Annotated in this window: 7 protein-coding genes and 2 pseudogenes; 3 read left to right on the top strand and 6 right to left on the bottom strand. The window is 64.5% G+C overall.

Annotated elements, in window-relative coordinates:
- Positions 1 to 84: 84 nt before the first annotated feature.
- Positions 85 to 666: a hypothetical protein gene (locus DB354_RS00120; protein WP_107833401.1), complete on the bottom strand. Its 582-nt coding sequence runs from the start codon at positions 664 to 666 to the stop codon at positions 85 to 87.
- A 459-nt stretch (positions 667 to 1,125) separates the two neighbouring features.
- On the opposite strand from DB354_RS00120, the gene DB354_RS00125 reads away from it, so the two are divergent.
- The 3 genes from DB354_RS00125 (at position 1,126) to DB354_RS00135 (ending at position 5,942) form a co-directional block, all read left to right on the top strand.
- Positions 1,126 to 2,982, top strand: coding sequence for a tetratricopeptide repeat protein (locus tag DB354_RS00125; RefSeq protein WP_158277291.1), 1,857 nt, complete (start codon positions 1,126 to 1,128; stop codon positions 2,980 to 2,982).
- 1,305 nt (positions 2,983 to 4,287) lie between these two features.
- Complete coding sequence (locus DB354_RS00130; protein ID WP_107833403.1) at positions 4,288 to 4,674, top strand: acyl carrier protein; 387 nt, start codon at positions 4,288 to 4,290, stop codon at positions 4,672 to 4,674.
- A 5-nt stretch (positions 4,675 to 4,679) separates the two neighbouring features.
- A complete protein-coding gene (locus DB354_RS00135; RefSeq protein ID WP_107833404.1) occupies positions 4,680 to 5,942 on the top strand; it encodes a beta-ketoacyl-[acyl-carrier-protein] synthase family protein in 1,263 nt (420 codons plus the stop codon).
- A gap of 1,352 nt (positions 5,943 to 7,294) precedes the next feature.
- On the opposite strand, the pseudogene DB354_RS22950 reads toward DB354_RS00135, so the two are convergent.
- From DB354_RS22950 to DB354_RS00155, 5 genes and pseudogenes are all read right to left on the bottom strand, one after another.
- Positions 7,295 to 7,813, bottom strand: a pseudogene (locus tag DB354_RS22950) (polysaccharide biosynthesis protein); the annotation flags it as partial.
- A 390-nt stretch (positions 7,814 to 8,203) separates the two neighbouring features.
- A pseudogene (locus DB354_RS22955) lies at positions 8,204 to 9,556 on the bottom strand (polysaccharide biosynthesis protein); the annotation flags it as partial.
- A 1,435-nt stretch (positions 9,557 to 10,991) separates the two neighbouring features.
- Positions 10,992 to 11,402 (bottom strand): PIN domain-containing protein, encoded by a 411-nt coding sequence (locus DB354_RS00145; RefSeq protein WP_107833406.1) that lies wholly within the window; start codon positions 11,400 to 11,402, stop codon positions 10,992 to 10,994.
- Entirely contained in the window at positions 11,383 to 11,595 is a 213-nt protein-coding gene (locus DB354_RS00150; RefSeq protein WP_107833407.1) for a hypothetical protein, read from the bottom strand. The genes DB354_RS00145 and DB354_RS00150 overlap by 20 nt, the downstream gene beginning before the upstream one ends.
- Before the next feature lie 1,656 nt (positions 11,596 to 13,251).
- Positions 13,252 to 13,680, bottom strand: a complete 429-nt coding sequence (locus tag DB354_RS00155; RefSeq protein ID WP_107833408.1) for a nucleotidyltransferase domain-containing protein — start codon at positions 13,678 to 13,680, stop codon at positions 13,252 to 13,254.
- Positions 13,681 to 14,073: the final 393 nt, after the last annotated feature.

Raw genomic sequence — 14,073 nt, forward strand, 5'->3', positions numbered from 1 at the left:
CTCATATCAGCCGACAGGTTGGCGCATCCCGCGCCGCCTGTCGGCTACATGTCATCTTCAGCCTTTCAGCCTTTCAGCCCTTTCTCATTCGACCCCTCGGCCTGCAGTCAGGACGCCGTCGGCGAAGACGATGGTCTGGATCACGAAGCGGCTGGGCCAGTACATCCACCGATCGCTCTGCAGCGTGGGGGTCTTGTGCGCCGGCGGATAACCCCGGGCCATGAGGACCTGCTCCTTGGTCATGCCGCGCTTCATCTTGCCGGCCTTGATCGCGGCCACGGTGGCCTCGTCAAACCCGTCGAAGCTGACCGGCTCGGCGCCAAGCAACCGCTGCGCGAGCGCGGCGGTGTCCTTCTTCGTGTAGTCCGGCACGTTCTTCACCTTCACGGTCATGCCGTCGGCCTGCAGCACGATGTTTTTTCCATCGAGGCTGAGCAGCTTCACCTTGGTGTTGATGGCCACGAGCGTGCCACGGGCGTAGTTGGTGCCGCTCGACTCGCCGTCCTCATACCAGATGCAGTGGCGCAGGTAATAGTCCTGCCCGGCCACCGGCACGGGACTGTTGGCGAAGGCTTCGAGATAGCCGGAGGATTTCGGGGCGGCCATCGCCGCGGTTCCGACGAGCGCGCCCAGGACAAGGGCGATACGGAGCAAGGTCGATTTCATGGGGGATATTGAGTCCCCGCCACCACGGCGGGGCACGTGAACTTAACACCAGCAACGGTTTGCAAAGCAAGGTTATCGCTGCGCGAGGTCCTCGCTCCGCGATAACCTATGTAGGGGGCTGCCCCCGGCGCCGCATGCGCCGCGGCCGGAACCCCACTTACTTCAGTTTTCGCGAAGCGAAAACTGCGCAGAGGGATCGATCAGGAGTCCGAACCTTAGCACCTTGAACTTTAAGACCTTCAACCCGGCGCCACCGGCGCCGCGACCTCTGTTACCTCCCTTGCCTCCTGTGAGATGGCCTTGGAAATCCACCCATCTTCAACCCGTCTTACAGGAGATAACAGAGGCAAGGGAGGGACTCCGGGGAAGCGAAGGCTGAAAGCTGAAGCCGGCGCCGGGGATAAACCCCCACTTACTTTATTTTTCGCGCTGCCGAAAAATAAAGTTTCGTGCCTTTTTGTGGCTACACCATCTGGCACCATCGTGGCCGCCAGCTCCACCCCCTCCCCTCCGCCCCCGCGCCGACGCGTCGACTTCCTCGTCTTCACGCTCCTCGCGGCGCTCGCGCTGGCCGCGTACGCGGGCACGTTCTCCGCGCCGTTCGTCGGCGACGACGAGGGCGCCATCCTCGAGAACCCCACCCTCCGCGGCCCGCTCTGGCGCGCGCTCCTCCCGCCGCCCGGAGGACTCACCACCAGCGGCCGCCCGATCGCCAACCTCTCGCTCGCTCTCAACCACGCCGTCTCCGGCGAGGCCGTGTGGAGCTACCACACACTCAACCTCCTCATCCACCTTCTCGCCGCCTGCACGCTCTACGCCGTGCTGCGGCGTACCCTCGCGTCGCCGCGGCTCGCCGCGCGGTTCGGCGGCGCGGCGCGTCCGCTCGCCGCCACCATCGCCGCGCTCTGGCTGCTCCACCCCGTGCAGACGGAGGCCGTCACCTATGTCTGCCAGCGCACCGAGTCGCTCGCCGGCCTGTGGATCCTGCTCGCGCTGTACGCCTTCATCCGCGCCACCACGTCCGCGCAGCCTGTGCGCTGGCACGCGCTCACCGTCGGCGCCGCCTTGGCCGGCGTCGGCACCAAGGAGATCGCGGTCGCGCTCCCACCGCTCCTCCTCCTGTACGACCGCACCTTCGTCGCCAGCTCGCTCGCCGCGGCCTGGCGCGCGCGGCGCGGGCTCCACCTGGCGCTCTTCGCCACCTGGCTGCCGCTGCTGGCGCTCGTCGCCACCACCGGCTGGAACCGCGGCGGCACCGCCGGGTTCGATGTCACCGTCGCGCCCACCGCCTACTGGCTGACGCAGCCCCAGGCGCTGACGCACTACCTGCGGCTGATCGTGTGGCCGCATCCGCTCGTCTTCGACCATGGCACCTTCTGGGGCAGCGTCCGCGCCGCGGCGCCCTACGCCGCGCTGATCGTCCCGCTGCTCGGCCTGACCCTGCACGGGCTCTGGCGCGGCACCGCCGCCGGCTTCCTCGGCGCCTGGTGCCTCCTGATCCTGGCGCCGACGAGCCTCGTCCCGGGCACGATCCAGATGATCGTGGAACACCGGCTTTACCTGCCGCTCGCCGCCCTGCTCACGCTGCTCGTGACCGGCGCCTACGCCGCACTCGGCCGGCGCAGCCTGTTCGTCTGGCCCGCGGTCGCGCTGGCGCTCGGCGGGCTGACCCTCGCGCGCAACGCCACCTACCGCTCGGCTCAGACGCTCTGGGAGGACACCGTGGCCCGCGCGCCAGCCAATGCCCGCGCCCGCTACAACCTGGGCCTGGTGTACTCCGCCGCCGGTCGGCCGGCCGACGCCGTCGCGCAGGGCGAGGCGGCGCTGCGGCTCGCCGATCCGCGGAGCTACGCCGCGAAGGCACATGCGCTCCACAACAAGCTCGGCTTCGATCTCATGCAGCTCGGCCGCACGCCTGAGGCGATCGCGCACTACGAGACGGCCCTGCGGCTGCGGCCCGACTACGCGCTCGCCCACCTCAACCTCGCCCGGGCGTTGTCCGCCGAGCGGCGTTTCGCCGCGGCGGTGCCGCACTACGAGGCCGCGCTGACCCTGGCGGAGACGCGCGTCGCGGTGGAATCCGAACTGGCCCTGGCGCTGTTTCAGGCCGGCCGCCTCCCCGAGGCGCTGGCCCACGCCCAGGCCGTGGTGACGCAGGCGCCGCGCTCCGTGCCGGCGTACTGCAATCTCGGTTACCTGCTGCTGTCAGCCCACCGCCCCGCGGCCGCCGCCGCCGCCTTCCGTCGCGCCTTGGAGCTCGACCCCGCCGACGCCGCCGCCCGCCGCGGCGCCGCGCTGGCCACCGGCGAGCGATAGGCGATAAGCATTAAGCGGTAGGCAGTAGGCTTGAGAGGCCGAAAGCCTATAGCTTTTCGCTTAGAGCCTATAGCCGATTCGGTTTAGCCACGATGAGGCACGAGAAGGCACGAGAAAACACCGCAGAGCCCGGCCATCGCGCAGGCGATGGCTCGGGCGGGGTGGGTTGTGGCTTTTGACGACGCAAAAGCCACCGTGCGCCCCGGTCGCGTGAACGCGACCGTAGAGCGCTGAAGCGCTGCTTCACAAAACGCCTATAGCAACCGGACTCTCGAGCACCAATATAGATCGTCCGGAAAGCAGCGCTTCAGCGCTCAGCCGGCGCGAATGCTGCCATGGGGCAAGGGTTGGTTCTCGCAGGTTCTCGCTCCGCGATAACCTATGTGGGAGCTGCTGCCGGCGCCGGGGATGAACCGCCACTTACTTCATTTTTCGCGCCGCCGAAAAATAAAGCTTCGTGCCTTCTAGTGCCTCTTCGTGGCCAACACGGCTTTGTAATAGACTGTAGGCAATAGGCGGCAGGCTTTGGGCTTCCGAACCACCGACACGAATAGCGGTTAACCAATAACCGATCACTCATCATTTTGCGCCTTCTGCGCTTCTTTGCGGCCAAACCCCTGCCTTGGGAATCGGCGCTCAGATCCACTCATCTCCAATCCGCCTTACAGGAGATCGCAGAGGCCGCAGAGGAATCGATCAGGAGTTCGAATCTTGGCACCTTAAACCTTGTAACCTTCAACCCGGCGCCACCGGCGCCGCGACCTCTGTTCCCTCTGTTATCTCCGGTGAAACTGCCTTCGATTCAGTGTCCATATCCTGCATTTATCAGAGAAATCTGAGGTTAAGCCATCGATGCTGTATTAACCACAGATAGCTCAGATCCGATCCGGATATGCCTCTACAGGAGACAACAGAGGAAAGGGAGGATCGGTGGCATTCGGACCTTACCCCCTTCAACTCGGCGCCTCCGGCGCCGCGACCTCTGCGGCCTCTGCGATCTCCTGTAAAACCGCCTTGGGCATTTTATCGTGCCTTTTGGTGCCTCTTCGTGGCCAACCCCGCCTTGGCTGTAGGCGGTAAGCGGCCAAACCCTGCCGGCTGTAGGCGGTAAGCGGTAGGCTATTGGCTACGAACCGAGAATTTGGGGAGAAAGAGTAAGAGTACGAGTAAGAGAAAGATTTGGACGGCGCCCACCGGCGCCGGTGTTGCACCCCACCTTCAGTTTTCGCGGAGCGAAAACTGCTGAAAGGAAAGTCTGGCCACGCCCGGGCAGCCGCGGCATCACTGGCCGCCGTATTTCCCTTCATGGACACCCCCGCTTCCAGCGCTTCGAACCCCTCCGGCACCCCGGACTGGGAGGAAAAGATCCGGCACCTCTCGCCTGAGGCGCAGGCCGCGTTCCGCCGCTTCCAGCAGCAGCACGACCTCGCCGCGATCGACGCCGTCATCTTCGGCATCCTCGAGGAGTACGCCCCCAAGAAGGCCGCGCAGGCCTTCTCCACGCTGCCGCCCGAGACCAAGCTCATCGACGACCTCGGGTTCGATTCCCTCGCCTTCACCGAAATCGTGTTCTTCACCGAAGACCTCTTCCGCATCTCGATCAGCAACGACGAGATCATGAAGGTGGCCACCATCGCCGACCTCCGGGCCTTCGTCCGCCACAAGGTCAGCGCCACTCCCACCGCTTCCTGATCCCCATGGCCGCGGTGCCCGTCATCACCGGCCTGGGATTCATCACCAGCATCGGCAACGACCGCGCGTCGGTCCTCCGCAGCCTGCGCGAGCTGCGGCACGGCTTCGAGCGCGTCGAGTTCTTCGGCAACCCCGCGCTGCCGGTGAAACTCGCCGGCACGGTCAAGGGCTTCGCCTTTCCCTCCCCCAACTGGCGCGACTGGGTCTGGCCCCGCGAATACCCAATCGACCGCGAAACCATCCGCGGCTTCGCCCCGCATGGCGTGTACGCCGCCTGCGCGCTCCAGCAGGCGCTCGCCGACGCCCGCCTCACGCCCGGCGATGTCGCCAACGAGGACACCGGCCTGTACTGCGCGTCCAGCGGTTCGCCCTACCTCCTGGTGGCCAGCACCAACCAGGTCTACGCCGCCAAGGGCGAGCGCGTAAACCCGATGGGCCTGGTGTCGTCCATCGCCGGCACCCTCAATTTCAACCTCGCCTCCCACTACAAGATCCAGGGCCCCGTCGCCGGCTTCGTTTCCGCCTGCGCGTCGTCGAGCCACGCGATCGGTTTCGCGATGGACGAAATCCGGCTCGGGCGCGCCCGGCGCATGCTCGTCGTCGCCGGCGAGGACATCAACGCCGAGACCGTCCTCCCCTTCGCCGGCCTGCGCGCCCTGTCCTCCAATCCCGACCCCGCAACCGCCTCGCGTCCGTTCGACACCCGCCGCGACGGCTTCATCGCCTCGGGCGGCGGCGTGGCGCTGGTCCTCGAGGACCGCGCGCTGGCGACCGCCCGCGGGGCCTCGATCTACGCCGACCTCATCGGCTGGGGCCAGGCGGGCGACGGCCACAGCATCGCAATTTCCCACCCCGAGGGCGCGGGCCTGCGCCGCGCGATGGTTCGCGCGCTGGCCGACGCCCACGTCGCGCCGGCCGACGTCGACTACGTCAACGCGCACGCCACCTCGACGCCCATCGGCGACCGCTCGGAGGCGCTGGCGTTGCGCGCGGTGTTCGACGGCAGCGGCCGGGCGCCGAAGGTCAGCAGCACGAAGGCGCTCACCGGCCACGCGCTCTCGATGGCCGGCGCGCTGGAGACCGCGGTCTGCGCCCTGGCGATCAAGGAACGCTTCATCCCCGGCGCCGCGCACCTCGAGCAGGTCGACCCCGCCTGCGAAGGCCTCGATCTCCTCCGCACCACCCTCGATACCGCCCCCCGCGTCGTCCTCAACAACAGCAGCGGCTTCGGCGGCAGCAACGTGTGTCTGGTTTTAGCCGCCGGCTAAAACCAGAGAAGTGACAGTGAGAGTGAAAGTGAGCAGTTTTCGCGGCACGAAAACTAAAGTGGGGACTGCTGCCGGCGCTGTGGGCGCCGGTTCCGGGAGCTCTTTCTCTTACTCATACTCTTCCTCTTTCTCTGCCTTGGGTCGGGGCCGTGACCGGCGATCCGTTATCGGCTATTTCGTTATCCGTGATTCTGGACTCTGGCTCGGACGCCAAAGCCTATAGCTTATCACTTATAGCCAATACCCGATTTGGGTTGGCCACGAAAAGGCACCAGGAGGCACGATAAAACACCGCAGAGCCCGGCCATCGCGCAGGCGATGGCTCGGGCGGGGTGGGTTGTGGCTTTTGACGACGCAAAAGCCACGGTTCGCCCCGGTCGCGTGAAGCGACCGTAGAGCGCTGAAGCGCTGCTTCACAGAAGGCCCATAGCCTTGGACTCCGTGGTTCCTCTTGCGCCTGCTGCGCATTTTTGCGGCCAAACCCTGCCTTGGCGATCGGCGGTATCTTTATCGTGCCTTCTCATGCCTTTTGGTGGCCAACCCTGACTTGGCTATAGGCGGTAAGCAGTAGGCTATAGGCTCAGAGCCGAGAATCTCGGGTAAAGGAGCAGGCATCTGGGAAGCAGTGCTCTCGCGTTTTCGCTGGCGCGAAAATGCGAGAAGGTGGGGCTGTGCATCAAACCTCTGTTCCCTCCCTTGCCTCCTGTGAGATGCCTTGGATCCGCGGCGTCCTCTTGCGAATTTTGCGCGTTTTTGCGGCCACCCCCTGCCTTGGCGATCGGCGGTATCTTTATCGTGCCTTCTCGTGCCTTTTGGTGGCCAACCCTGAATTGGCTATAGGCGGTAAGCGGTAGGCTTTTGGCTCCGAGACGAGAATCTGGGGAGAAAGAGTAAGAGTACGAGTAAGAGAAAGATTCGAGAGCAGCGCTCTCGCGTTTTCGCTGGCGCGAAAATGCGAGAAGGTGGGGCTGTGCATCAAACCTCTGTTCCCTCCCTTGCCTCCTGTGAGATGCCTTGGATCCGCGGCGTCCTCTTGCGAATTTTGCGCGTTTTTGCGGCCACAACCTGCTGGCTATAGGCGGTAAGCTATAGGCGATAGGCTCCAATCGGCCAAACCGTTCTACAGGAGCTCGCTGAGGACGCAGAGGAATCGATCAGGAGTTCGAACCTTATCACCCTAAACCTCATAACCTTCAACCCGGCGCCTCGCGCCGTAGGCTTTAGGCGGTAGGCGATAGGCTCTATGGCGGCCAAATCCACCGACACGGATAACGGATAACCAATAACGAAAAGCGGCGCCGTCGGGCGCCGGTGCTGCACCCCACTTTCAGTTTTCGCGGAGCGAAAACTGCTCAGTCGAGGTGCGGCCGATACTCTGGCACCAGGCGGTGCAGGAGCTGCTTCAGCTGGTTCGAGTCCAGATTATACAACCGCTGCCGCAGTTCCTGGATGCCCGTCGCGCTGATCACCGTGTTCGTCGTGAAACGCATGATCCGCGGATGGGTCGTCGGCGTGTGCTGCTCGTTCTTGTGCTGCAGCTCCTCGTACAGCTTCTCGCCCGGCTTCAGCCCCGAGAACTTGATCTCGATGTCCTCGCCCACCTTGAACCCGCTCAGCTCGATCATCTGCTTCGCCAGGTCCACGATCTTCACCGGCTGGCCCATATCCAGGACGAAGATCTCGCCGCCCTGGCCCAGGATGCTCGTCTGCAGCACCAGGCCCACCGCCTCCGGAATCGTCATGAAATAACGCGTCACCTCCGGATGCGTCACGGTCACCGGCCCGCCATTGGCGATCTGCCGCTTGAAGATCGGAATCACGCTGCCCGACGACCCCAGCACGTTGCCGAAGCGCACCGCCATGAACTTCGTCGGCCGCGCCGACGGAGTCGTCCGGCCAAACGGCGCCCGCGACGAGCTCACGCTCGCCGGCGGCACCCCGCCGCCCACACCCGCGGGACGCTCCCCGTGCTTGGCCACGATCGTCACGAGGTGCTCGGCCACCTGGCGGGTCGATCCGCCGTTGCCGCCCGCGCCCACCGCGCCATGGCCGGTGCCATTGCCGCCCGCCGGCTCGGCGATGCCCACGAAATTCCGCGCGTCCTGCAGCGTGCCCACCGAGTGGCCGCCCACGCCGGCGTGACCGTTGCCATTACCGCCGACCGCCTGCGCGACGACCGCATCGGCCTGCCGCAACGCGCTGGCCGCTGCCGACTCCGTCAGCACCGAGCGCGCGCCGTATACGTTCTCGCGCCGCTGCGCCGCATGGACGTCCATCAGCTGGATTTCCGCCAGCCGCTTGGTGGCGCCCATCACGCTGGTCGGGTTGATGGCCTTGTCGGTCGAGATCAGGACAAATTTCTCCACGCCCACCTCGGCCGCGATCTCGGCCAGCATGCGCGTGCCGAGGACATTGTTGTGGATGGCCTCCGCCGGCTGGCGCTCCATCAGGTAAACGTGCTTGTGCGCCGCCGCGTGGAACACGACGGAAGGCTGGTAGTGCTGGAAGATGTACCGCATCCGGTCCTCGTCGATGATGTCGCCGACGAGCGGCACCGCGATCGAGCCGAGGCCGAGTTCGTTGAGCTCCTGCTCGATCACGAACAGCGCGCCCTCGCACTGCTCGACCAGCAGCAACTGCTTCGGCGCCATCGCGCCGATCTGGCGGCACAGCTCGGAACCGATGCTGCCGCCCGCACCCGTCACCATCACCACGCGGCCCTGGATGCTCGCGCGGATGCCCTCGTTATCGAGGTCGACCTGCTCGCGGCCGAGGAGGTCCTGCACTTCCACCGGACGGATCCGGCTGGCGCGCACGCGGCCCGCGGCCAGGTCGGCCATCGAGGGCAGCGTTTCCACCTTCAACCCCTGGGCGCTCATGGCCTGCACCACCTCGCGGATCCGCTTCGCCGGGGCCGTCGGCATGGCGATGACCACCTTGGCCACGGTGTGGGCGAGCTTCATCTCCGCGATCCGCTCCGGCCGGCCGACCACCGGGATGCCATGGATGAGGGTCCCATGCTTGGCGGCATCGTCATCGAAGAAAGCCACCGGACGGAAACCACGGGACGGATACGCCACGAATTCCTTGGCGAGGGCCGCGCCCGCATCGCCGGCGCCGACGATCGCGATCCGCTGCTGCGGGGCCAGCGGCCGCCCCTTCTCCTGGTGCTCCCACTTGCTGGTGAGCCGCTCGCGGAAGACGCGAGCCGCCAGCCGGCCCACGCACATGCCACCGGTGCAGACGAGGAAGTCGATCAACAGGACGCCGCGCGGGATGCTGATCGCGCCCGTCATGCGCAGGGCGAAAAGAAAAACGCTGGCGAGTATCATCGCGTAGCCGAGCCGGTAAAGGTCGGGCACGCTGAAGTACGTCATGAGGCTGCCGAGCTGCCGGAAGGCGACGAGCGACACCAGCTTCACGCCCACCACCAGCGCGAGCATGGCCATCCGCTGGGCCTGAAACTCCGGGGCGACGAGAAAGTCGAACCTGGCTTCGTACGCGATGTAGAAGCTGCTGCCGATAATGCCGGCGAAGATGACACTCAGCAGCGCGGTGCGCTTGTTCTGGCTGAGGTCGGTCACGGGCTTGGCGAGAAATCCCTGCGAAGTCATCTGGCGAGTGCGTGTGGGAGGCGTCGGAGCGAGCGCAGCCGGCCGCTGTTGCCAGCGACAGTCGCGACCGATCTTTCGGCCTGTGCTTACGGGTGTGTGTGTTGGGGCCCGGCCCGCTGGGGCGCCTCGCCCGGGGACGAATGAGAGTCCCTGGCAAGTGCTCCATCAGACCGATCCCCGTGGTGGGGTGCGGAGCCTGCAACAGCCACCCCCTTGCGTCCAGCCGGAAGTAGGGGATCTCCCCTAAACGCGGTACGGCGGGGCCCGCAAGGCGGGGGGATGGCCCCGCCGTACCGCGTTTAGGGGAAGTGAGAGTGAAAGTGAGAGTGAAAGTGGGGCAACCCCGGGCGCTGTGGGCGCCGGAGAGTAATCGTTCGCGCCAGTTTTCGCTGCGCGAAAACTGAAAGTGGGGTGCAGCACCCGGCGCCCTTGGCGCCGGCGTGTCTTTTCTGCATTCAGCTTTCACTTCCTCCGACATCTGACCTCCGACATCTGACATCTGACCTCTGACGTCTGACCTCTGACGTCTGCCCCCCGTGGGCGCCCGGCTCGGGGAGTCTTTCTCTTACTCTTCCTCTTTCTCTTTCTCCCCAGTTTTCGCTCCGTGAAAACTGATGTGGGGGCAGCCCCCGGCGGTGTGTGCTCCCGGCTGCAGCCCATCAGGATTTGGCCGCAAAAAAGCGCAGGAGGCGCAAAAGCGAGCCACAGATCGCCGAGCCGGGGTTGGCCACGAAGAGGCACGAGAAGGCACCAAAAAACCTCAATACAGTGGGTTCGTCTTCGCGCCTCTTGGTGCCTTTTTGTGGCCATAACCAGTTCGGTGGTCGCTGTCGCCGGCGCGGGTCGCGCCGGCTGGGGGTGTGGCTGTTTGGTTTTTGACGACGCAAAAACCAACCTTGCCCCCGGCCGCATTCGCGCCGGCTGAGCGCTGAAGCGCTGCTTCCCTGACTCTTACTCTTTCACCCCGGTGGGTCCTGCTGACCTCTGATATCTGACCTCTGCCCACCTTCCCACTGGCCCGGCTTAAGCTTTCAGCGTTCAGCTTTCAGCCTTCGCTTCACAGAACTCCCTCCCTTACCTCTGTTATCTCCTGTAAAACGGATTGAAGAGGAGTGGATTTGAACACCGATTTCCAAGGCCGTTTCACAGGAGGCAAGGGAGGGAACAGAGGCCACGGCGCCGCTGGCGCCGGGTTGAAGGTTACAATGTCCGGAACCTAACCTCGGATCGAGCTCCGCGGCCTCTGCGATCTCCTGTAGAACGGTTTGGCTGATTGGAGCCTATAGCTTAAAGCCTACAGCCAGATGCCACGGCCGTCTCACAGGAGGCAAGGGAGGGAACAGAGATCGAGCCGGCTTTCGTTTTTGCCTGCGGCAAAAATGAAAGAAGAGGGCATCAAATCCCGGCGCATTTCGCGCCGGCTTCACACCCCACCTCAGTTTTCGCGCAGCGAAAACTGTTCGTAGCGATTTCCCAGATGGCTGAAGGCGTTGCGGTCGCGGCCGACGATCGTGGCGTGCGCGCGATCGGCGACCGCCATCTGCCAGGCGTCGTTCTCACCAAATCGGCGCCCATTTGCACCGGCGCGACGCTGGATCTCCGCGCAGCGGACGGCGTGCTTGAAACCGATATTCTGCGGCACGAAATGAGCGAGGAACGCGAGGCCTTCCGCGGGATCGTCCCTCCCCTCGAGAAACTCAGCGGCAGAGATGCAACTGACGAGAAGCGGCCGCTGCGCGAGAGAGCGCTGGCGGCGCAGCCACGTGAGCGCCGGCCCGGCTTGGCCCGCGGCCAGCTCGCGCTCCAGGGCGATCAGGAACGAGGAATCAAGCAGCGCGGGATCCACGACGTCCTTTTTTCGCGGCAGACTTGGTCAGCTCGGCCTCGGCCCAGTCGGCGAGCTCGTGGGTCGTGAGGATCTTGCCGAGCGAGCGCGCGTGGATGAGTTCGGCGCGGGAAATCTTACAGAGCTTGGCCGTGGCGGTGAGCGTTTTGAGCTCGTCCCGCGTGTACCGGGTGGAAACGGGGAACTGTTTCATGGCGGCACAAGTGGATTCGCGCTACACGCGTAGTCAACTTTCGACTCCGGCAGTTTTCGCCTCGCGAAAACTGATGTGGGGACGATCTCGGCGCCGGTGGCACCGGTCTGCCTGTTCCGCTTCCGCGTTCAGCTGTCTCAGCCTCAGGCCTCTGACCTCTGACATCTGATTTCTGATTTCTGACATCTGACCTGGGCGTGGCTTTTGGCGATAAGCTTTAGGCGATAGGCTGCCGGCGCCGGTGGCACCGGGTTGAAGGTTATAAAGTTTAAGGTGCTAAGGTTCGCCGCGCCCCTCCCGGGCGGGCGTTTGGCAGTAAGCTTTAGGCGGTAAGCTCCCTGCACCTGCAAAGGCGCGCCCCGTTGGGCGCGTGAATGGGCGCAGACTTCCGGCTCCGTCGCGCCCCCAATGGGCGCGCGAATCGGTCCAGACTTCCGCCCCGCCGGCGCCCCTTCGGGGCGTGGCTTTTGGCGATAAGCTTTAGGCGATAGGCTCAGAAACCTGCAGCGTCTCCGCCCCGTTGGGCGCCTGAACTGCCGCACATCCGCGCCCCGGCGCGCCCCGCGCCGGCGTCAGATCCCTACTCAGTTATCGCGAACGCGATAACTGTTGGGCGCGGCGTTCCGCATCGGGAACCTGCAACTTTGCGCCCTCCCAGGGCGCGGCTTTTGGCAGTAGGCTTTAAGCGGTAAGCTCCCTGAATCTGCAAAGGCGCGCCCCCAGCGGGCGCGGCATTCCGCCCACCCGCGCCCTTTCTGGGCGCGAGGATTGAACACGAATCTGCAGCACTGCGCGCCCCTCCCCGCCCCTTTGGGGCGCGGCGTTCCGCATCGGGAACCTGCAACTTTCGAACCTGGAACCTGCAACTTTGCGCCCTCCGGGGCGCGGCACCTCACCCAAGCCCCGATCATCTCCGCAGTCCCATGCCCACAGAACCAGCGATGCATAGGTGCCGATGGCTGCAATTATAATTCTCCTTTCAGCAACGACTAACGGGATAATGTCCAGATACTCCGGAATAATGTCCGGATACTTTTTCATAATGTCCGGATCTTTTGCGAAGGATTCCCGGCGCATTTCGCGCCGGCCTTGCACCCCTACTCCAGTTTTCGCGGAGCGAAAACTGCTCGATCAGGAGTTCAAGCCTCCTCCGGATCGAACTCTGTTACCTCCCTTGCCTCCTGTGAGACTGCCTTGGAAATCCACCCATCTTCAACCCGTCTTACAGGAGATAACAGAGGCAAGGGAGGGACTCCGGGGAAGCGAAGGCTGAAAGCTGAAGCCGGCGCCGGAGGCGCCGCGTCCGAAACCCCACTTACTTTAGTTTTCGGCGCCGTCGAAAACTAAAGTCGCAGAGGAACCGGCCAGGAGACCGATCCTCCTTCGGATCGAACTCTGCGCGCTCTGCTGCCTCCTGTGATACCTGTCTTGGTTTTCGATCCACGCCCGGCGCGTTTCGCGCGCCGGCTTCATCGCCCCACTTCAGTTTTCGCGCAGCGAAAACTGGCGGGTGCTGAAGTAGCGCTCCAACGCGGCAATGAGCGGCGCGATTTCCCCAGTTTTCGCTCCGCGAAAACTGAAATTGGGGCTGAAGCCGGCGCGGGACGCGCCGGTGTTTCACACCTCGCTTACTTTAGTTTTTGCCGCCGGCAAAAACTAAAGTTCCTTTGCGTCCGCCAGGATCGACGCGCGGCGGTACGGATTGGTCATCTCGTCGACGGCGTCGCGCGTGAGCAGATGCACGGGCACGCCGAGGATGGCGGCCATCTCATCCTCCATGGTGAAGAAGCGCAGCCCGGGGTTGTCGCGAAACGTGGCGATGAGATCGACATCGCTGCCGGCTTTCGCTTGGCCGCGGGCGGTTGAACCGAAGAGTTCGAGGCGGGTGATTCCGACGCGCCGGCAGTAGTCAGCCAGAAGCTGCCCGATCACGGCGGGGGCGGGTGGCGGGGAGCGGCGGCGGGCCGCGGTCGCTCTTCCGCTGCGCCTTGCCTCCCAATAGGCCACGGCCTTCGCGCGGTTCGCGATGGTTTTGGCGAGCGACCGGGCGCGTCCGCCCTTTCGGCTGAAGGTCGCGTGGTTCATGGTCGGGAAAGCTAACCGGTTAGCATCCGAAGTCGAACGCGCAGTTTTCGCCAGTTTTCGCTCCGCGAAAACTGATGTGGGGACGGTCCCCGGCGCCGCTGGCGCCGGTCATGTCTGTTCGGCATTCAGCTTTCCCCCGCGCGCCCCCAGTGGGCGCATGATTTCGCGCCGGTCTCGGCCCTCACTTCAGTTTTCGCGGGGCGAACACTGCTCGAACCTTACACCTTAAACATTCCACCTTAAACTCGGCGGTAAGCGTTCAATTTGGACGGCTGACGTATATCCAACATGCTATATATCAATAGCATATATTAACTCGGATCGTATATCGCGCTAGGTAATGGCATCGTCTTGAAGACGGGCAGCGATTCGTCACGGTCGCGGCCGTGAACG

The organism is Opitutus sp. ER46, from assembly GCF_003054705.1.
Lineage (GTDB): Bacteria > Verrucomicrobiota > Verrucomicrobiia > Opitutales > Opitutaceae > ER46.

Coding starts and splice junctions, on each gene's coding strand:
- DB354_RS00155 (WP_107833408.1), bottom strand. CDS start 13,680: ATGAACCACGCGACCTTCAGCCGAAAGGGCGGACGCGCCCGGTCGCTC.
- DB354_RS00150 (WP_107833407.1), bottom strand. CDS start 11,595: ATGAAACAGTTCCCCGTTTCCACCCGGTACACGCGGGACGAGCTCAAA.
- DB354_RS00130 (WP_107833403.1), top strand. CDS start 4,288: ATGGACACCCCCGCTTCCAGCGCTTCGAACCCCTCCGGCACCCCGGAC.
- DB354_RS00135 (WP_107833404.1), top strand. CDS start 4,680: ATGGCCGCGGTGCCCGTCATCACCGGCCTGGGATTCATCACCAGCATC.
- DB354_RS00120 (WP_107833401.1), bottom strand. CDS start 666: ATGAAATCGACCTTGCTCCGTATCGCCCTTGTCCTGGGCGCGCTCGTC.